Origin of the sequence: Psychrobacter faecalis (assembly GCF_016107575.1) — a bacterium.
Classification (GTDB): domain Bacteria; phylum Pseudomonadota; class Gammaproteobacteria; order Pseudomonadales; family Moraxellaceae; genus Psychrobacter; species Psychrobacter faecalis.
Window position 1 is genome coordinate 1 of sequence record NZ_JABAST010000026.1, and the last position, 20015, is coordinate 20015.

Annotated in this window: 15 protein-coding genes and 2 pseudogenes; 7 read left to right on the forward strand and 10 right to left on the reverse strand. The window is 43.9% G+C overall.

Annotated elements, in window-relative coordinates; translation table 11 throughout:
* From JFC07_RS08925 to minE, 5 genes and pseudogenes are all read left to right on the forward strand, one after another.
* Positions 1-140 (forward strand): annotated as a pseudogene (locus JFC07_RS08925) (IS982 family transposase); the annotation flags it as partial.
* Between the two features lie 176 nt (positions 141-316).
* The gene (locus JFC07_RS08930; RefSeq protein WP_207161658.1) at positions 317-1408 is read left to right on the forward strand and encodes a hypothetical protein; all 1092 of its coding nucleotides are present in this window, start codon (positions 317-319) and stop codon (positions 1406-1408) included.
* A 154-nt stretch (positions 1409-1562) separates the two neighbouring features.
* Positions 1563-2459: a septum site-determining protein MinC gene (gene minC, locus JFC07_RS08935; RefSeq protein ID WP_198328885.1), complete on the forward strand. Its 897-nt coding sequence runs from the start codon at positions 1563-1565 to the stop codon at positions 2457-2459.
* Positions 2460-2894: 435 nt separating this feature from the next.
* A complete protein-coding gene (minD, locus tag JFC07_RS08940; RefSeq protein WP_068408121.1) occupies positions 2895-3707 on the forward strand; it encodes a septum site-determining protein MinD in 813 nt (270 codons plus the stop codon).
* A gap of 2 nt (positions 3708-3709) precedes the next feature.
* On the forward strand, positions 3710-4000 hold the full coding sequence (gene minE, locus JFC07_RS08945; protein ID WP_068408119.1) for a cell division topological specificity factor MinE: 291 nt from the start codon (positions 3710-3712) through the stop codon (positions 3998-4000).
* A gap of 111 nt (positions 4001-4111) precedes the next feature.
* On the opposite strand, the gene JFC07_RS08950 is transcribed toward minE, so the two are convergent.
* From JFC07_RS08950 to JFC07_RS08990, 10 genes and pseudogenes are all read right to left on the reverse strand, one after another.
* Positions 4112-4639, reverse strand: a complete 528-nt coding sequence (locus JFC07_RS08950) for a cytochrome b (RefSeq protein WP_193032146.1) — start codon at positions 4637-4639, stop codon at positions 4112-4114.
* Between the two features lie 191 nt (positions 4640-4830).
* On the reverse strand, positions 4831-5334 hold the full coding sequence (locus tag JFC07_RS08955; RefSeq protein ID WP_198328886.1) for a hypothetical protein: 504 nt from the start codon (positions 5332-5334) through the stop codon (positions 4831-4833).
* On the reverse strand, positions 5331-6374 hold the full coding sequence (locus JFC07_RS08960) for a chemotaxis protein CheB (protein ID WP_198328887.1): 1044 nt from the start codon (positions 6372-6374) through the stop codon (positions 5331-5333). Before JFC07_RS08960 ends, JFC07_RS08955 begins: the two co-directional genes overlap by 4 nt.
* A complete protein-coding gene (locus JFC07_RS08965) occupies positions 6364-13341 on the reverse strand; it encodes an Hpt domain-containing protein (protein WP_198328888.1) in 6978 nt (2325 codons plus the stop codon). The genes JFC07_RS08960 and JFC07_RS08965 overlap by 11 nt, the downstream gene beginning before the upstream one ends.
* Before the next feature lie 30 nt (positions 13342-13371).
* The gene (locus JFC07_RS13350; RefSeq protein ID WP_313782846.1) at positions 13372-14052 is read right to left on the reverse strand and encodes a CheR family methyltransferase; all 681 of its coding nucleotides are present in this window, start codon (positions 14050-14052) and stop codon (positions 13372-13374) included.
* A gap of 3 nt (positions 14053-14055) precedes the next feature.
* Positions 14056-14370 (reverse strand): hypothetical protein, encoded by a 315-nt coding sequence (locus JFC07_RS13205; RefSeq protein WP_226928928.1) that lies wholly within the window; start codon positions 14368-14370, stop codon positions 14056-14058.
* Between the two features lie 181 nt (positions 14371-14551).
* A pseudogene (locus JFC07_RS08975) lies at positions 14552-15557 on the reverse strand (methyl-accepting chemotaxis protein); the annotation flags it as partial.
* 581 nt (positions 15558-16138) lie between these two features.
* Positions 16139-16669: a chemotaxis protein CheW gene (locus tag JFC07_RS08980; protein ID WP_068403518.1), complete on the reverse strand. Its 531-nt coding sequence runs from the start codon at positions 16667-16669 to the stop codon at positions 16139-16141.
* Positions 16670-16672: 3 nt separating this feature from the next.
* Entirely contained in the window at positions 16673-17035 is a 363-nt protein-coding gene (locus JFC07_RS08985; RefSeq protein ID WP_068403521.1) for a response regulator, read from the reverse strand.
* Between the two features lie 206 nt (positions 17036-17241).
* Positions 17242-17589 (reverse strand): response regulator, encoded by a 348-nt coding sequence (locus tag JFC07_RS08990; protein WP_068403524.1) that lies wholly within the window; start codon positions 17587-17589, stop codon positions 17242-17244.
* Positions 17590-17671: 82 nt separating this feature from the next.
* Between JFC07_RS08990 and JFC07_RS08995 the strand changes: the two genes are divergently transcribed.
* Together JFC07_RS08995 and JFC07_RS09000 are read left to right on the forward strand one after the other, a co-directional pair.
* On the forward strand, positions 17672-18976 hold the full coding sequence (locus JFC07_RS08995; protein ID WP_102076450.1) for an efflux RND transporter periplasmic adaptor subunit: 1305 nt from the start codon (positions 17672-17674) through the stop codon (positions 18974-18976).
* A gap of 264 nt (positions 18977-19240) precedes the next feature.
* Positions 19241-19963 (forward strand): response regulator transcription factor, encoded by a 723-nt coding sequence (locus tag JFC07_RS09000; RefSeq protein WP_068403530.1) that lies wholly within the window; start codon positions 19241-19243, stop codon positions 19961-19963.
* Positions 19964-20015: the final 52 nt, after the last annotated feature.

The following is a 20015-nucleotide window of genomic DNA, read 5'->3' on the forward strand; positions in this document are numbered from 1 at the left end:
TACAAAGGGTACGAGCAAGAGATTTATGGCATTTGTCTCATCGATTGATTCGTAAAATCCTGTCACACAATCTGTGCTTTGTACTCAACAAAAAACTTGGTAATCCGCCTCTTCAGTTTGAATTGCTTATTTCAAGTTGAGAGTGGGGTTTTTTATATAAAAAGATAACGGCTAAAATACCAAATTATAATGGTTGATGGCTTGTTTTTTGGCATGATTCATTGATAATGTGAATAACTATTAAAACTTGCCGCTTATTTGGTAGTGATTGGCAAAAGACTACTCACTACCAATGCCATTTACTACTAAATAAGGTATGACTGTGCCCGCCTCTTCTACCCGTGCGCCGATAACACCAGCGCCTCTTCAGTCCTCAGACCTACCCAGCAGCCCGCCGCCAAGACCGAATCGTCCCCAGCCCAATCGCTTGAAGCTGACCTATGATATCGTGATGCTCATCGCCATCAGTATTGATTTATTTTTAATCAGTACTGACGCTATTTTGATGAGTAATTTTAGTAGTAATGCCGCGCAGTGGTTGAGTATGAGCGAGGCATTAAACTGGTATCAAAACCATATTCATGACTCGTTACGGACAGCGGGCGGTTTTTTTACGCTATTCTTGATTGCCGAGTTGCTATTGCGCTGGGCAGTTGCTATTAAAGAAAAGGTGTATTACCGCTGGTTCTTTTTCCCTTTTGTGCATTGGTATGAAGTGTTAGGCTGTTTTCCGCAGTTGCGCGCGCTGCGTTTATTTCGCGCCGTGATTATCGGGCGCCGCTTATATCAGCTAGGTTATCAAGTACTGCCACAGCCGTGGATTAATCGCATTAATTTTTATATTAATTTGCTGTTAGAAGAGCTGTCTGACCGCGTCATCTTAACGACCATTCAGACTTTTCGCCAGCAGCTGACCGATCCTAACACTCATAAATCCTTTATCGAATCTACCATTGCCCGCAATCGCAATGAGATTGAAGCGGCGATACTATCGCTACTGCGTAAAGAGCTGGCGCCAAAACTTCAGGCACTGACCGAGTCATCGGGCGGCGGCACTATTGTCGCCACCGAAATGGGCAATGCCATCAAAGAGGGATTGGCCAATACGCCTGAGCTACGCCGCTATCTGCGTATGATACCCATTGCTGGAACGTTAATTGAGTCGCAGCTACAGCATGTCGGGCATAATATCGGCGAAAACGTGGTATATGCGCTGAATGAGCGCCTGCTTGACGCCGAACGTATTGACGCGTTAATGGTTGCTATCGCCAGCGGCGTTGCTCAAATCGATACCGACAACAGCGCCCTTGATACGTTAATCTCAAGCATCATCGCCGATGGTTTAGACGAATTTGAAGCCCAAATAAAAGTGCAGCAATGGAAGCATCAAGACATGCTTAATTTGTAGTGTTTTGAATGAGAACCAGTTTTTTTGACAATCATACTTTTGATATGCATATTTTTGAAAGCCGCACTTTTAATAATTAGACTTTGATGCTATATGCCGAGGCAAAAACGGCACATTGAACACCGCAACACGACCATTTTTGAGGATGTATATTATGACGATTTCAGACAACAATCAGCAGGCGCTTGACTCACAGCAGGCGCTTGACTCACCTGACACGCCAGCTTTGGCATTTTATGGCAAAATGCTGACCTTTTCACGGCTGCAGTTTAGCACCGATGACTTTGCGGCGATTGCCAGCCAACTTGAAAGTACACTGAGTAATAAAAATAGCAATATCCCTGTATTGATTGACAGTGAAGTCGAGCAGGATTTAGCGGCATTAGTAGAGCTGCTTTGGTCATGGGGTTTGCAGCCTATCGGCGTGGTCACAGGTTTGCTTGATGAGCAAGCACGTCAGCTACGCTTAGCGATATTTCCAGCGGACGGCAAGCGTATCGAGCGTATTTTGCCCAGTAAAAAAGCCACTACACAGTTAAGTCAAGTAGCGGCTTCTAAGGATAGCGCACAAACGTCACCTGCGAACGATTCTGTCAGCTCTACTACCGATAATGCTGGCTCAGCTGTAAATAGCCAAGCTGCTGCCACTACCGAGGTAAATGCAACGACTGAAACCACCTTGACGGCAGAGACGCTTATCAGTGCCGAGCATATTACCAGCTTGATTTATGATCAAATGCTGCGCTCGGGACAAAGCCTCAACCATGTCGGTGGCGATTTGATTTTAACCAATAGTGTCAATAGCGGCGCTGAAGCGATTACTGACAATAACCTGCACGTTTATGGTCGCGCCCAAGGTCGTTTGGTCGCAGGCGCAACGGGTGATAAAGATGCGCGTATTTTTTGCCAAGTCTTTAATCCCTCTCTGGTCTCAGTTGCTGGCACGTATTGCTTACGTGATAACCTACCCGAGCACGTGATTGATAAATCGGTTGAAGTGCGTTATTTAGAAGGTCAGGGTTTAGTCTTTACGGTTATGGATAACGCTTAGGTTTTATTTGCTCTTTAGACGACTCAAAGGTGTCATTTCATCATTATCAGTTTGAATATATTTGATGATAAATGATAAATTGACGTCTAAATAGCATAATTAATATTATAGTAAGTTTACTTAACAAAACTGCGCTATGATGGATTGTTAGCTCTGCCACTATTTACGCTAGACTATAGGCGCGAATATTGAGCGCAGATAATAGAGGGCGCTTTGGCTCCCTATTTAGCTGATATAACCATTATCTGTAGGCAGCTTTTGTGCTTAAATACGCACTGGCTATAAGTTTTTGTATATTTATGCTAGGCTTATGCTCGCAGATAGCACATCTCCGCTAGGTAAACGCCGAGCAATTGTGCTACTTTACATCTATACTGTTTCATCTAAAATGTTTTAACTAATAAATATCCCATCAATTCATAGGAGTGTGCCATTGTGGCGAAGATTGTTGTAATCACTTCGGGTAAAGGCGGTGTGGGCAAAACCACGACCAGCGCTTCTTTTGCCGCCGGTTTAGCATTACGTGGCTATAAGACAGTTGTTATCGATTTTGATGTAGGCTTACGTAATCTAGACTTGATTATGGGCTGCGAAAATCGAATTGTTTATGACTTTGTCGATGTTATCAATGGCAATGCCCGCCTGTCACAAGCGCTGGTAAAAGACAAGCAACTAGAAAATTTATATATCCTGCCTGCCAGTCAAACGCGTGATAAAGATGCGTTGACAGACGACGGCGTTACAGAAGTCATGGATGAGTTGTCAAAGCAGTTTGACTATATTATCTGCGACTCGCCTGCTGGTATTGAGCGCGGTGCGCAGCTGGCGATGTATCATGCAGATGAAGCCATCATCGTCACCAACCCTGAAATCTCTTCGGTACGTGACTCGGACCGTATCATTGGTATCTTGCAAAGCCAAACCAAAAAAGTGATTGAAAATCAGGGCACGGTACGCGAGCATTTAATCATCACCCGCTACAACGCCGACCGTGCTGCCGCAAATGAGATGATGGATATCGATACCATCTCTAACGATATTTTAAAAGTGCCGTTACTTGGTGTGGTTCCTGAGAGCCATTCAGTGCTGGAAGCGTCTAACCATGGCGAGCCTGTGATTCATTATACCGATTCAGTGGCTGGTCAATGTTATGACGATATCGTCGCCCGTTTCTTAGGAGAAGAGCGTCCATTACGTCATATTGATGTGAAGAAAAAGAGTCTACTACAGCGCTGGTTTGGGGGTTAATGATGAGTAAGAAAAAAGGATTTTGGAGTAGCCTATTTGGTACGGATGACAGCAGCAGTGCTGGCAGTGCTAATATGGCAACTGAGCGCTTAAAAGTTATTGTTGCAAGTGAAAATCGCTTGAATAATCGCCTGACCACTGACCGTATCGAAAAAATGAAACGTGAAATACTAGAAGTGGTTAATAAGTACGTCAACGGTGTGCAGATTGATGATGTTAATATCAACCATCGCTCTGAAGACAGCTTAGACGTGCTCGAGATGAATATCAGTTTACCTGAACATAAAAAGTAAACGGCATGACTTTATATTTATAGCGTTTGCTAGTACAAATGCTGGCACAAAAAAAGCCTTAAGTTTCATACTTAGGGCTTTTTTATACGCGCTCTTCCCATTTTTAAGTCGTTATTTTATACGCGCCATAATATTGTCTTTTTTAATGAATTGATGATATAGCGCGGCGCCAATATGCATCAAAGTAAAAATAATTATCATCGGCCACAAAATATCGGTATGCCAGTCATTAAAAAGCCGTGCTAATCCCCTATCGGGGGTGACAAAGACAGGAACTTGAAATAAACCAAAGACGTCAACTGCTCGGCCGCCATATACCGACATCAGCAGTCCTGCCATAGGCATCGCAATTAATAACGCATATAAAGCAAAGTGGGATAATTGTGCAAGCAGCATTTGCCATTTTGGCATTGCCAGCGCTGGCGGTGCTTTATTAAAAATACGGCTGATCACGCGGGCAATCATCCAAAACAACAAACTGACCCCAAATGCCTTGTGTAAGCCGATATAGACCTTACTATCAAGATTGTCATATAACAGTATCATGATCCAAGTGACCAGTAATAATAAGGCGCTAACCCAATGAAAGACTCGACTAGCAACCGACCACTTTGTCAGATTTGAATGGATATTATTCATAGTATATTTTATCGCTTCCTATTCATCGATACTTATAGGCGCTGGCTGATACGGATCAAATGACAGTGTTAAAAACCTACTAGCTGGTAACTGGCAAATAAACATAATAACTATCTGTCCCAGCTCAAGGCTAATAACCTTATTTAGAGCTAACACTAAAGCCCATGATAAAAAGCGTAACCATGAGCAAATTAGCTATCTAAGTCAACCAATTGATGGGCGACTTTATCCAAATCTGGCACCATGTAAACCGTATCATCAATCATCACCGCTTGGAAAAGGTAGGATAGCACAACATCTTCTTGGACGCGCTGCTGAACGGTATCAGTTTTGCTGTCGGTTTTGATAAAGTGCTCAGGCAAGTCGATATCTTTGACATCGGAGATACGCGCCTGTAGTTGGCGGAGCTCGCCTGCTGTCTGTAGCGCGATACGATGCGCGGTGGTATTGCCTTCTAAAATAATAATCTTGTCCGGCGTTTGATGGCGCGGCAATAGATGGATCACAGCGACTTCTTGTTGTTGCCATTCATACGTCCATCTATGTTCACTACACTCATCGACACTTAAAATCAAGCTACTAGGAATGATCCAATCCGGTTGGTCGGTGGCTGGGACAATCGTTACGTCGAGCATACCATTATTAGTGGTCAATAAGCTCACGGCTTCAAATGAGTGCTTTAGAATCTGTTTCATATGTCGCTCACAATAAATGACTCTGAAGAGGCGGGCATCGCCCTTTCAGCAATATAATGGGTAAGTTTTTCTGCTAAGGCTTTGGGACTGCCAACAAACTGACAATAACCTGAATCAATAATGGCTTGCGGCTGACTTGGACAAGCGCTTGATATTGGGTCTTGCGCCCACAATTGACTGTCATTGTCTTGGATTAAGTCCAAATACTGCGAACCATCATTTCCCATACCAGAGAAAATAATATTGATAAGCTCACTGCCATAAACATCACTGGTATTTTTCAGGATTTGACCGATAGCGGGCTTGTAATCGCCCTCCCACGCTTGATCTATTAAGATAATACGACCAGTTGAATCGCAAACAATTTGTTTATCAATGGGTACAATGAGGCATTGCCCGCCGCGCAAACACTGTGATGAGGTAATCAGCTGACAGCGCCAGTCATTATGGCGATTGAGTATGCGTGGTAGCGTACCTATCATCGCTTGGTTAAAATGATGCGCCAGTAAAATACTCACAGGCAAGGTGGGTGACAAATGATCTAAAAATTCTTTGACCGCACTAGGCCCGCCCATCGAAGCACCTAAAAATACCACATAATGCCAATCGTTAGTCTCATTTTGATAAGCCGTATTCTTATAAGCAGGGCTATCTATTGCCTTACTTAATAACGGCAACGCCAGCATTTGGGCAAGTTTGCGCTTGAGTTTGCGCTGCCATTTGGCATAATGCTCAGCTTCATTAAGATACGGCGCCTGGCTAAATCCGACTACAACGGTAGCAGGTTGAGCGGTAGTAGTCGCTACTGCCATATGCTCATCGTAATCACCATCTATGAGCCAAATATCAATAGGCGCTGTATAGCGGCTCAACCTATTTTGTAATTGCGTCCTTGATACGCAGTCAACCAGCTGCAAACCACAACTACGCACAGTATCAGAAAAAGCCATGCGCTGATGGTGGTCTTCTACCACCACCAGTACCCTGATATCGTTTTTATGCTTATCCCTTAGTATTAAGGCAGGTACATTATCCTTCATTGACTAAGCTAGCCTCTATACCCAATAGACCTTGGATTTTATTAAGAAGCTGGTTTTCTTGGAAAGGTTTGCCCATGTAGTCATTGACTCCAATCTCAAAATCGCGCTCGCGATGCTTTTCGCCGGTACGTGAGGTAATCATAATAATAGGCAGCTGTTGCAAACGTCGGTTATGACGAACTTGCGACGCAACTTCAAAACCGTCCATACGCGGCATTTCAATATCGAGTAGCATCAAGTCCGGTGTGGTTTCTTGTAAAATTTCAAGCGCATCGATACCATCTTTGGCAAGGACCACATTGAAACCTTGACGCTCTAAGAAACGTGAGGTCACTTTTCGTACCGTGACTGAGTCATCGACGACTAAAACGGTGATTTTAGATTCTGTACTGCTACGAACACTGATAGCAGATTTTGCGACTTCTCTGCCTAAAGCAGCATTTCGCATCAGTGCAATCAGATCAAGAATAAGCATGACCGAGCCACCACCCATGATGGTTGCCGCTGAGATACCCGATAGATTCGAGAATTGCTGGCCTAAAGGTTTTACCACGACCTCAATACGTGACCCTGCGATTTGATCAACCTGTAGCGCCATGTTTTGGCCACTACGGTTTTTGATAATAATCAGTGGCACACTGGTGTTTGTATTGACGACCAGCTCATTGAGCTTATTACCTGATAAAATCTCATTCAAATAACGCACGCGATAATCGTTATCTTCAAAGTTAAGCGTAGCGGCGCCCGATTGATAATAGTCATAAATTCTTTCTGGACTGATACGTACCACGCGCTCAATCTGCGCTAACGGTATCGCATAATAGCGGTCTGCGGCGCGAACCACCAACGCATCAGACACCGCAACCGTGAGCGGCACACGCATAGTAAAGCGAGAGCCTTTACCAAGCTCTGACACCACCGATACCGCCCCACCTAGTTGACGAATCTCACTAATCACCACGTCCATACCGACACCGCGACCTGATATTTGCGTCACTTGCTTGCTGGTACTTAAGCCGGCGTTAAAGATATACTGCATAATATCAAGGTCGCTTAAACTGCTGTCTTCGGCGTCAATTAAACCTTGAGAAATGGCTTTATTGCGTACTGCTTCTACATCAATGCCGCGTCCATCATCAGTTAACTGGATAATGATTTCACTACCTTCACGCAGGACTTCTAAAGTGATTTGTCCACTACGTTCTTTACCCGCTTCTAAGCGCGTTGCAACCGTTTCAATTCCGTGATCGACGGCGTTACGTAACATATGCTCAAGCGGTGAGGTAATGCGCTCCAAAATGGTTCTATCCATTTCGTCATCAGCATTGATAATCTTTAAATCAACCGACTTGTTTAGCTCATTGGCCGTTTGGCGCACGATACGCTCAAGCCGTGGCGTTAGGCGGGTAAAGGGTACCATCCGCGAATTCATCAAGCCATCTTGCAGCTCAGTTTGCGTCCGCGATAATTGTAGCAATAGACTTTCGCTGTCACGCATCTTTTCAAGTAAGGTATGATTAATATCAACCAAATCCGAGGCCGACTCGGTCAAAGATTTTGATAATTGGTTTAACGAAGAATACTGGTCCATCTCTAGAGGGTCAAAGCCTTCATGATTGACCAACTCATCATCAATCTGCGATAAAATCTGCGCTTCAAGCTCAATCTCCATCCGGCGCAGCTGATCCGCTAGACGTTGTACAGTCGTTCCCATCTCTTCAATACTAGTGGTCAAGCTACTCATGCCCATATCGATACGCGCACGGTTGATCGCCGACTCACCTGATAGATTGATCATATGCTCAATGAGGCCACCTGAGATACGAATCATCTCGTTGCTACTGGCGTTCTGTTCTTGCTCAGTCGTATCAGCCACCATCGGCGGCATCTCACTGATATCTTTTTGGATATAGGTAGATTCTTGCTTTTCTTTCGCCAGTAAAATAGCATCACGCTGCGGTTGCAAAGACTCTTTTGGTATGTGTTTTAAGCTATCGGGGTTTTTACTAAATTGCTGCAGCGCCTCAATTAATAAGTCTGGCGTTGGTGGGTTCACCTGTTGCGAGAGAATAAATACCGCATCTGCCAGCCAATCGTGACAGGCTACCAGTAGCTCCAAGACTTTTTTGGTAGCAGGTCGGCGACGATCAATAAAGTCGGTATAAACCGTTTCCATTTCATGGGCAAGGTCAGCGATACCACATGCCGTTACCATACGCGCACCACCTTTTAAGGTGTGTAAGTCGCGCTGTAGGGCTTGCAATGCAACGGTATCACCGGCATCACTTAAGAATGCTTGCAGACATTCATTACGGTTGGTCAGCACCTCTGCTTCTTCTAAAAACACCTCTAAAATATCTGGGTCAGGTAAGCCGTTCGCCCAAGATTGTTTTATAATTCTATCTAAACTTAAGAAGTCTGCCGTTTTATCGATACGATGGGTATATTCATTGGCGCTGATTTGCGGTTCAGCAGCAGCCTGGTGTTGCGGCATTGGTACAATAAGTTCGACGTCTTTTGGTAACGCTGCTGCTTTTTCAAACTGCTGCAGCTGCTCAATCAGCTCAGGTGTAAAAAATGATTGCTGATAGCGGACAATATGCGCCACTTGCAATGACAACGTATCTTGCACGACTTGCATAATTTCAAGCCATTGCGTCGTTGGCGTAAGTCTTGCTTCAACGAATGCCTCGTAAATGCTCTCCGCCTCATGGGTCAAATCGCCAATACTGCGTATGCCTGCCATACGCGCACCACCTTTGATGGTATGCAGGTGGCGCTGTAAAACCTTTAAGGTATTGATATTGCTGATATCAGCACGCCATTTACTAAAGCTATCATTGAGCGCATCATCAAGCTCCTGCGCTTCTTCTAAGAAGATTTCTAATAGCTCAATATCGGTAACGATGGTTTCAAGCGCAAACTCAGGCGCAGCAACACTTTGCACTGTGCCTTTACCCTCTTCCTCAGCCTCTTTATCAACATCAGTATGCCCTGCAGTACCTGCTTCTACATTGATATTGCTATCGTCACTTTGAGCAATATCTTTTAGCTGCTCAACTACCTGCTGATTAATTTTCAACGAGGTGCTACCCGCTAAAGCATCAAATAAACCGACTAGCTGACAATGACCTGCAAGTAAAGCGGCCTGGATATCAGTATCACGGGATTTTTCAGGATGATGGCTTAAATAAGTATAAGCATTTTCCAATTCGCTAAGAATCAAGGCAAATTTTGGTACCTCTTGTGCTTTACTGGCTAGATGTTTTATTTGTGAGATTTGCCTTGCGATATAACTTTGAATCTGTTCTTGCTCTGCATTATTAAAGACGGCTTCTAACTGCCATTCTGCATCTAGTAGCTCATTGATATCGTCATCTAACAATTGACTTATCGTTGGTTTACCATCGGCTGAGTCTTCGTCATCGCTAACGGCGTACTGCTCACTAAGCATGGCTTGTAAAGAAGCAATATCTTGCTGACTTTGCGCCTCTTCTGACGAAACTTCTCGCTCCTGCACATCGCGTTTATAATTAGCTAGGTAGCCTTCAATCAGCGTCACAGACTGGGCAAGCGCTTTTACATGCTGAGCATTCATTGGCGTGTCTTGTTTCTGCAAAAGCTCCAAACTTTGCTCTATCGTCGTGCCAACCTCACTGATTGCCGTCAAAGTACTAGCGCCAGACGCTGCTCTTAGCGTATGAAAAGCGCGAACAATCTCATCACTTACGGCGGCATAAGGCTCGTCTTGGTGATCAAGAACAAAATCTTTAACGCTTTCTAACAGCTCTTCGGCCTCTTCAACAAAAATATCGAAAAAGATTTGCTCTTCTTCACTTTGAGGCGTCAAAACGATGGGCGCTTCGGCCATTTTTTCATTTACCGAATGAATGGTTTGCAGCGTACTATCAATGCTACTGTTACTTTCGGCAATGTCATAAGCAGTGTCATCAACAAGTTCTTGATCTGTATTTTTAACATCAGAATATTGCGCTGTGCTTATGTCCTGCTGCTGCTCAGAACCATAAAATAGTTGTTTATGTAGCGCGCGGTAGCTGAATTCATCACCCAACTGCTTACTAAAAGCCTGAGCACAAGCCACCCATAACGGTACAAGTGCAGGATAATCTTGACTGTCATTTTCAAAGGTAATTAATAGCGTTGGATAAGCGCCTAACACATCACCGATAAGCTGCTGTATGTCTGCAGACGCTACAATTGTATTATCCAAAATACGGTTGAGCATATTTTCTATCGACCAGGCTAGCTCAGCGCTATAATTAGCACCAACCATACGACCCGAGCCTTTTAAAGTATGGAAACCGCGACGAATATCAGTTAACTGGCTTAAGTTATCAGGAGTAAGCTGCCAATGCTCATATAAGGGCACAATTTCTTCTAGAACTTCATTGGCCTCTTCTATAAATATCTCTTTGATATCAGGATCAGCATCGTTAGCATCTGTCGGTAGCGACTGCGCCGCTGTCATAAATGGGGTTAATACGTCTGGTATCTCTAAATCCGTTAATGAGGCTGAAAAGTCTGTTTCTACTTCAAAAACTTCGTCAAAGTTACTAACAGAGTCATTTATGTCTAGAGTATCAACTTGTTCGATATTTAAGAATCTCTCATCTGTCGATTGCGTACCCTCATCTAGTACCGCATTATTTTTTTCAACCTCACTTGTAGAGAAATTATCATCAAGCACTTCTAAGCCTGTATTGATAGGTTGCTGGCTTATTAAGTTATTGCTTTGCAAAATAGTAATGGCAGGATCAAAACTTGGTGGGTTCTGTGCTGCAAAATCAGCCAACATCGCTGGTAGATGCTTAGTGGTTTCTGTCACAAGTGCCACGACCTCATCGGTCACTGGTAGGGTTTTGTCCAACAGACGGTTGAGTAGGTTTTCAATAGACCAGGCCATCTCACTGATACTAAAAGCGCCAACCATACGCCCTGACCCTTTCAAGGTATGAAAGCCTCTGCGCACTTCAGTTAATGGCGTTAAATCTTGCGCATCTTGCTGCCAAATGGGTAAGAAATCCTCTAAATCAGCGACGACCTCTTCCACCTCTTCAATAAAGATCTCACGAATATCTTCATCAACATCAAAGTTATCGTGCTTAAGCTCACTGCGAGCATTTAATAAAGCGGCACTTTCTTTTTTATCGCTATGGTTTGTGTTATCGGTTAAATCAATGTCTTCATTAGCAACAGTAATAGGCGCAATCTCGCCACTATCATCGTAGCGCAGTACATCATTTGTCGCTTGCTTTTGCGTTAAAAAGGTATCATTAACGGTTTCAGGCGCAGCTATATAGCCACTAAGTAGTGTCGCCGCCTTGTCGATATATTCATGAGCTTTGCTTAATAAGGGTTGATCAAAGACCTGCTGCGCAAGATAGTCGAGCAGCAATTCGATAGAGGTTAAACCTTCGGCTAAGGCTTCGGTGACATCCCAGCTCAGTACGGCAATATCATGGGTGGTTAATTGCTCGAATATATCTGCTATGTTATCGGTTGCCTGGCGGATAGATGACAGGCTCATACTGTCAAAAGCTTCGCCAATGTTAGAAAAATCTGCAGCGTCTGGTAATAGTGCTAGGTCTTGGCGCTGAATATAATCACTAAAGCCTTGCTTAACGTCTTCAACAGCAATACGCAGCTCGCGCAGCTCCTTATCGTCTGTCTTAATTTTTTGGCTACTTTCTACTTGCACGCTATCCATGTCATCATGAGTAATGACGTCAGCCGCAGGTATAAAAGAAGCCGCGCTTCCTATTTTACTTAAGATAACTTGTTCGGTATTGTAGATAGCATTGTGTAATTCTTGGAGACGCTGCTCAATTTGCCACTGCTGTTGTGATTGCTCTTCTACCACTCCAGTTTGGGCAATTAAGTCACGTTCTATATCTGCTAGGATAGATGCTGCTTGCGAGGCAAATGATGTCCAACCACGACTTCCTAGCTGATGGCTGATTTGTTGGAGTGGTTTAATTAGGATTTGCGGCTTATCAAAGTTAAAAATCAGCGTATCAATATCACTTAAGATGCGCGGTAAAAAGCGTGTTTCGACCTCTTGCGGCGCTACGCTTTGCAGCATAACTTGCGTGCTATCGCTCTGTTTGGCAAGGCTACTGATTTCGATATAAATATTCGCTATCAGCTCGTTGATAACTTTTGCCGATAGCGCTTTTTGATGGGTGCTTGCCTCTATTAACGCATCAAATTGACTCAATAGCGCGGCGTAATACTTAGGTCGCGGCGTTTCGTTATGGGCAAGGTCATGTAGCCAAGCTTCAGTCAAATACCAAAGACGCTGCAAATCGTCATCTTTTGCGGTTTGCCATAAGTATTGAGCGACTTTTTCTAAAGTCGCCAGTATAGAAGCGTCATTGGTATCAGCAGCAAGTAACGCTTGCGCTTGTTGACGCCAAACCAATAGCAACTGCTGATACTGCGCCTGGTCTAAACTGACCATTGCCGTACTGACGGGTAGCGCAATATCAACAATATCGTTAGTGGCAATGCTAGCAAGACTGTCCTCTTTAGAGTCTAAAGAAGCGTCTACAAGGTGATCGGTCGCTATATCATAACGCGCTAAAACTTGGGTAAGCTCAGCTGATGTTTTATTTATTAAAGCGCTATGAAAATTGCTCGTACGTGCGTAATAAACCAGCTCACCCGTAAGCAGTCGATGCGCTATGTGACCTATACGGCTCGCATCAGCATCTAAGCTATCGATTTCTGTCCTTGCAAGTAAGCTGAGCTTAGTAGCCAAATTTGCCAATATCGGCAAGTTAATCATGATCAAAGCGCCACCAATCTGATGATAGCTCTGTGTCATCTGCTCATAATCAGCGCTTTTTTCACCCAATTGCCAGCCATCAGCTATCTGTGATAATTGCTGATCAAACAGTGGCAGTAACCACTCAAGTGTCACCATGTCGTTGGGCTGGTTTTTCATAGATGTATCCTAACTCGTCTAGGCGCTAATTTAGGCACTGGTTTTTTGCCAGGCGTTAATCTGTGGGTGCGCAATACGGCGCATGTTTGAAGGACGCCAAAATAACGCCTCACCTGGAGCCAATATAATATAACCGCCTACTGCGCACTGCTCTGATAGCCGCGCTAATATATCGCGCTGATCAAACTTACGAAAATAAAGCAGCATGTTTTGGCAGACAATGACTTGTTGTAAATGCGGCGTTGGCGGTTTTTTGTCGATAATGTTGTGTAAAGCAAAGCGTACACGCTGTTTTAGCGTTGGCATCACCTGCCAGTGGGCTCGAGCGTTTTTCTCTGTATTTTTTTGCGTAGACACAGGCAGAAAACGTAATTGTTCAACGATACTTGTTGGTCGTAATAGTTGAATAAATTGCTGGCAATCTTGCGGAATCAAAGCCAGTTGCTTATTATCATACTGACCTAAACGTGCTTTTTTTAATGCCTGCTGACTGACATCAGTCCCTAATATGCTGTAATTGGTCAGCTGGCTTGCGGCCAAACTCATGTCCAGCGTCCAAGTTTCTTGCCCACTGGCACAGCCGACGCTCCAGATACGGAATGAATCATCAGGATTGCTGGCGTCAATACTAGCGCTGCTATCATTAGTATTGCAGCTAGTACTAGCAGCGATTAGCTGCTCTCGTTGCCACTGTAAGGCGTAATCAGTGATAAACTATATAGAGGGCAAATGGCGAAAAAAGCGACTTTCATGAATGAGCACTTTATCTAACAATTGCTGGCGCAGCTCATGATTAATCGGTAATTGATGCCATAATTGTCTGTTGCTCAAACCATAGGCCAGTGCCGTTTGACTGACGGCGTTGACCAACCATTTACGTTGAACATTTGGCAATATAAAACCAATCTCTTGCTCTATATAGCGTTGCCATTGCTCAGTATCAAAAGCAACATCATCCCACAAAGCTTCTGCTATCAAAGCATCGGCTTTATTAATCATCAGACTGTCTTTTTGAGTATGATTATTCACGTGACCTGCTATTAATAGTGTTGCTCAACAGAAAAACGAGTAGAGCAACTGCTTGGTTAATATTTCAATATCACAATCATAAGCTGATAACTAGAGATTACATGCTCGCCGAAACACTTTCATCGATCTCTAAATACTCATCTTCGCTAAACTCTTGCTCTAACTGCTCATCATCATTAGAAATCTTAAAGCCGGTGACCGATTCTTGCAGTGCCGCCGCCATTTCACTAAGCTCACCGATAGAGCGCGCGGTCGCCATCGAACCAGACGAGGTTTGCGAAGTAATATCTTGAATAATATTCATGGTGTGCGAGATGTGACCAGCAGACTCAGCCTGTTGTAGAGCGGGCGTTAGAGATGTTTTGAATCAGGTCAGCCAAGGTATTTGAAACCGTTTGCACCTCTTCTAGTGCCTCACCCGCATCTTTTGCCAAGCGCGCTCCGCGTACGACTTCAGAAGTTGTTGATTCCATCGACATAACCGCTTCACTGGTATCGGCCTGAATGGTTTTTACCAGCGTTTCGATCTGTTTGGTTGCGTTGGCTGAACGCTCAGCAAGACGCTGAACCTCGTCGGCAACAACCGCAAAGCCTCGACCTGCTTCCCCTGCCATCGATGCCTGAATCGCAGCGTTCAATGCCAAGACGTTGGTTTGGTCAGCAATATCGTTAATTAGACCAACGATATCACCAATCTCTTGCGAAGACTCACCGAGACGCTTGATACGTTTTGAGGTTTCTTGAATCTGATCACGAATCACGTTCATACCTTCTATCGAGCGCTGTACAACTTCCGCACCGTTATAAGCAATGGCAACCGAACGCTGTGCAACCGTCGCCGATTCTGAAGCGTTATTTGACACTTGGTCAATCGAGACTGTCATCTCATTAATCGCCGCAGATACCCCAGCAATTTCTTGTGCTTGGTGCTCTGAGGCTTCAGCAAGCTCAACTGCATTCATCTGCGTTTGCTCTGAGGACTGCGAGACACGCTCAGCGGTACTATTAATAACCAGTACCAATTGGCGTAATTGGTCAATTGCAAAGTTCACAGAGTCAGCAATCGCACCGGTAAAATCTTCCGATACCGTCGCGTTTACTGTTAAGTCACCATCTGCCAAATCGCCCAACTCATCTAGTAGACGCAAAATTGCAATCTGGTTACGCTCGTTCTCTTCTTGAATCTGGCGCGCGCGCTCAGACTCCGCTTCTGCTTCTTGACGACGGCGTAAGGTTTCTTTTTCAATCAATAAACGCTCTGAGCCGCCGCGTTGTTTGAGTAATTGGTATAAAGCAAATAAAATGCCCAGTACACCTACCACAAAAACAATCACAGGCAAGATGACTGATTGATTAAAATTGCTTAAATATTGGCTGACCGACGACAATGAATTGACCAGCCAAAACAGACAAGCCACGCTCACTAAAGCACAAAGCCCTAATAACAGCTTCCATTTACTATTAGCATCTGTCGTTGTTTTATTCGTACCAGCTACAGGGTTATTTATAACATCACTCATCGTGCCTATTCCTTTCAAACAATCGTCAAAGTCGTATCGTGACTGACTCTGAAATCATATTGCCATCAAAACAACAGTGATTCACAAAGCCTGTATGAATGCTGACATCTCATCAAACCATGTCAGCCTTTGTTCTTTTCTTGCTTTAATAAACACCCCGTTAATAATCGAAGTGTTTATTAAGGTTGATGTATTTACCAAAAATCAATATTTAGAAAAAACAGCTAATTACTAGTTACTCACAGCCACTAGATGGCAGCATCGGTATATTGCAAATCCTGTGCCAGCAGACTTGGCATAAATACATACCAATCTTGCTCATCTTTGACAAACTTACCGTGATTATAAGGCGCAAACGGCGAGCTCGGTTCAAGCGCTTCTGCTCGATATTGGTCTTGGGTAAACTGCTCAATGCCCAGCACCTGATCGACCAGCAGTCCTGAAAACAGATTATCATGGTCAATCACAATGACTTTACGCTGGCTCATTTGTGGCAATCGGCTGGGCACTTGTAAAAACCGCGACAAATCGGTTAACGGCAACAAGCGCCCGCGGATGTTGGCGATGCCGAGCATCCAAGGCTTTACTAAAGGTAAGCTGGTATATTCTGGCATGGATAATACTTCTGATACTTGACCCATTGGTGCCACCAAACGCTGACCGCCAATTTCAAATACCACGCCTTGCCAATCAAACTCTTTGCCGCCGCGGCGACCACTTTTACGCGCGCGTGCTAAGTCTGCTATACGCAGCAGCTCAATAAATCCTCTGGATGCCACAAGCTACCCCATTACTTTACGAATTATCTGGACCAAACCACTTTCATCAATCGGTTTGGTGATATATTCTTTAGCGCCTTGACGCTTACCCCATACTCGATCTGTTTCTTGGTTTTTGGTACTGATCATAATAATAGGGATATGAGCAGTCGTTTTACCGCGCGTAATTTTGCGGGTTGCCTGAAAACCATTCATCTCAGGCATTACCACGTCCATCAAAATGACGTCTGGTAGATGGTCGACGGCCATCTGACAACCTTGCTCTCCATTGCTCGCTTCTAATACTTGAAAGTTATTTTTAGAAAGCATGTCGCGAAATTTCGCCATCTCAGATGGCGAGTCGTCAATGACTAAAACAGTAGTCATAGGTATTTCCTTTATTTTTGATGATATCCATCAGGATATATTGTTAAAACAAACCGATTAAAAATAAATCGTATTGATTGAATGCCAGTATTATTTTCATCAAGATAAAAATTAAGCAGCAAGCGCTCACTATTAACCTGAATAACCGAACTTATAATATTTTTATAGCAGGTCTTTAACGGGCTGCTATTCACGTTACTGATTATTTAGCGATACTGGTTAATCGCCTCAAAAAGCTCATCTTTACTAAATGGCTTGGTCAAATACTCATCAGAACCAACAATGCGCCCGCGAGCTTTATCAAACAAACCATCTTTCGATGACAACATAATCACCGGTTTGCTCGCATAATCTGGATTATTTTTTATCAAGGCACAAGTCTGATAACCATCTAAACGCGGCATCATAATATCTACAAAAATGATATCTGGATTGTTATCAACAATCTTCGCTAAGGCATCAAAACCGTCAATCGCGGTGACGACTTCACAACCTGCTTTTTGCAATAAAGTTTCTGCGGTACGGCGAATGGTTTTTGAGTCATCGATTACCATTCAAAATCAGTAAATAAGAGTAATCATTTCACCGCCTCATAATTCCCTATATAATAAAAATTCGTTGACAAGGGTGATCGCTATGACAGGTTTTATAGATTTAAGGCGTTTGAGGGCTAAATTTTCAAGCACCATACTTTTAGCTTTTAGCCCATTAAAAAAGAGTGCGTATCTTTTGGGCGCGGCGCTGCTTATCGCCTGCCAGCCCTCCCCGCCTACGTCAGAACCTGTCACAGCTGAAAATAGCGAGGCCTTTGACACGCCCCTGCTCATACGTGCTGATAGCATTACGATGACCCCTGATCATATCCTAAGCGTCAAACCAACCCGTTATCAGCCGAGCCTTGGCTTAGAAGGTGAGATTGAGCCTATCAAACAGGTAAACCTAATTGCTGCCCAAGCACTGACGGTAGAGCAGGTGTTGGTGAAAAAAAATCAACGGGTCGAAAAAGGCGCACCATTATTCACCGTTCGACGGCAAGCAGCGCCTATTGAATCAACAGAGTCATCTGAACAAGCCGATGATGAAGTAGCAACTTCCTTAGAAGTAGAAGATGAAGTAGTAGATAATAAAGGTGCGGCCACTGAACCAAAACCGTCTGCCGTCAACAGTACTCAAGCGGCGCCAAAAGATTCCACTGCTAAGAATTCAGATAACATAAAACCCAGTACAGAAAAAAATGGTGAGGATGTTAAAGGAAATTCTGCTAGTGCTAGCAATAACGACTTAGACAATAACCAAGCTTCTAAGCATACAGAAACGGCGAATAATTTGATAACGGTACGGGCAAGCTTCGCAGGTCATATCGAAAAGCTATACGTCAAAAGCGGCCAACAAGTAGCACCGCGTCAACCTCTTTTAAAGCTTAGCGACGGGACGGAGCTGCATTTTAGCGCAAGCTTACCGATTGAAGCCAAATCACAAATCTCCGTTGGACAAACGGTTAACTTCACGGCGGAAGGCTTGATAGATAAATTTACCGGTCAGGTCAGTAAGCTGACAGTCACTGAGTTACCAAAGCAGCTATTGGTTTATGTCAATGTGGTTGATAATGAAGTCAGTCGCAACCAAATACGACCTGATATGCAGGTGACTGGGCGCGTTGACTACGGACAAATAGAAGTTGGAACCATTGTTCCTAAGCGCGCGCTGCACAATGTTGACCTAACCGTGCTGCACAAACCGCCTTATAAGCCGCTGCGTCCTTTGCATGCTAACGTTTGGATTATCAAACAAGACCAGCGTTTGACGCGCCAGCCCGTCGAAGTTATCGAGTATGACCCCTTGACTAAGCAGTATTTAATTGCCGGTATTACCAATGACAGTTTGATTTGCTTGGCAAACTTACCGGTGGAATCTGAAGGAAAAAAGGCGGTAGTTTCATAAGCGCCAAAGCTCGTAGTTACATTGTGTAGAAACATTAACAAAGCCTATCTTGTTTAATAACATCCTGTTTAGGCAATATAGCGTAAACTAATAGGGATTACGCTTTGAGTGAGAATGAACTAAGAGTTAAGGGCTTTGAAAATTTAGGGCGTGCTTATTTACAAAAACAGTTTTATAAAGACAGCATTTGTAGATAGGCACTTTTAAAGCAGTATTTTTAAACAGCATTTTAAACAAACTATAACAACAACTAGAGGAAAAATTATGAGTAAGCAAATTTTATTAATTGAAGACGATCCAGATTTAGCCGAATTAATCAGCGATTATCTGACCATGAACTATTATGATGTACATCATGCAGGACTAGGTCAAGAAGGTTTGGACTTGTTAGACGCTAAAGAGCGTGACATCGATTTGGTGGTGCTAGATTTGATGCTGCCTGATATGGATGGCATGCAAGTTTGCCAAAAGATACGTGGCAACAAAAACAACATGACCAATAAAGTGCCGATTATTATGCTAACGGCGAAAGGCGATACCACAGACCGTGTATTAGGTTTAGAGATGGGCGCCGATGATTATATTGCCAAACCCTTTGAGCCGCGCGAACTACTCGCGCGTATTCGTGCCGTCATTCGTCGTCATGAGCAGCCAAATCAAGCTGACAGCCAGTCAGATAGTTTAACGTTTGGGCGCCTAAGCGTTTTTCCTGACAGTCATGAAGTCACTATCGATGATCAACCAGTCCGTTTGACGACGCATCAATTTCAGCTGCTGCATTACTTTGCTACCCACTCGGGCAAAGTGTTAAACCGTGAGCAATTATGGCAAGCGATGCCAAACGATGATAGCTCGGATAATATTGATCGCGCCATTGACGTGCATATTTCGCGCTTGCGTGCGTTAATCGAAGACAATCCGCGCCAGCCAAAACGTATCATTACCGTACGCGGTGTGGGTTATCAATTCGCTACCGATCAGGTATAGTTAGCACATGCAATCAAACGCTATTAAACTAAGCCCGTATTGCGATAAACTT

Coding starts and splice junctions, on each gene's coding strand:
- JFC07_RS08930 (WP_207161658.1), top strand. CDS start 317: ATGACTGTGCCCGCCTCTTCTACCCGTGCGCCGATAACACCAGCGCCT.
- minC (WP_198328885.1), top strand. CDS start 1,563: ATGACGATTTCAGACAACAATCAGCAGGCGCTTGACTCACAGCAGGCG.
- minE (WP_068408119.1), top strand. CDS start 3,710: ATGAGTAAGAAAAAAGGATTTTGGAGTAGCCTATTTGGTACGGATGAC.
- JFC07_RS08950 (WP_193032146.1), bottom strand. CDS start 4,639: ATGAATAATATCCATTCAAATCTGACAAAGTGGTCGGTTGCTAGTCGA.
- JFC07_RS08955 (WP_198328886.1), bottom strand. CDS start 5,334: ATGAAACAGATTCTAAAGCACTCATTTGAAGCCGTGAGCTTATTGACC.
- JFC07_RS08960 (WP_198328887.1), bottom strand. CDS start 6,374: ATGAAGGATAATGTACCTGCCTTAATACTAAGGGATAAGCATAAAAAC.
- JFC07_RS08965 (WP_198328888.1), bottom strand. CDS start 13,341: ATGAAAAACCAGCCCAACGACATGGTGACACTTGAGTGGTTACTGCCA.
- JFC07_RS08985 (WP_068403521.1), bottom strand. CDS start 17,035: ATGACTACTGTTTTAGTCATTGACGACTCGCCATCTGAGATGGCGAAA.
- JFC07_RS08990 (WP_068403524.1), bottom strand. CDS start 17,589: ATGGTAATCGATGACTCAAAAACCATTCGCCGTACCGCAGAAACTTTA.
- JFC07_RS08995 (WP_102076450.1), top strand. CDS start 17,672: ATGACAGGTTTTATAGATTTAAGGCGTTTGAGGGCTAAATTTTCAAGC.
- JFC07_RS09000 (WP_068403530.1), top strand. CDS start 19,241: ATGAGTAAGCAAATTTTATTAATTGAAGACGATCCAGATTTAGCCGAA.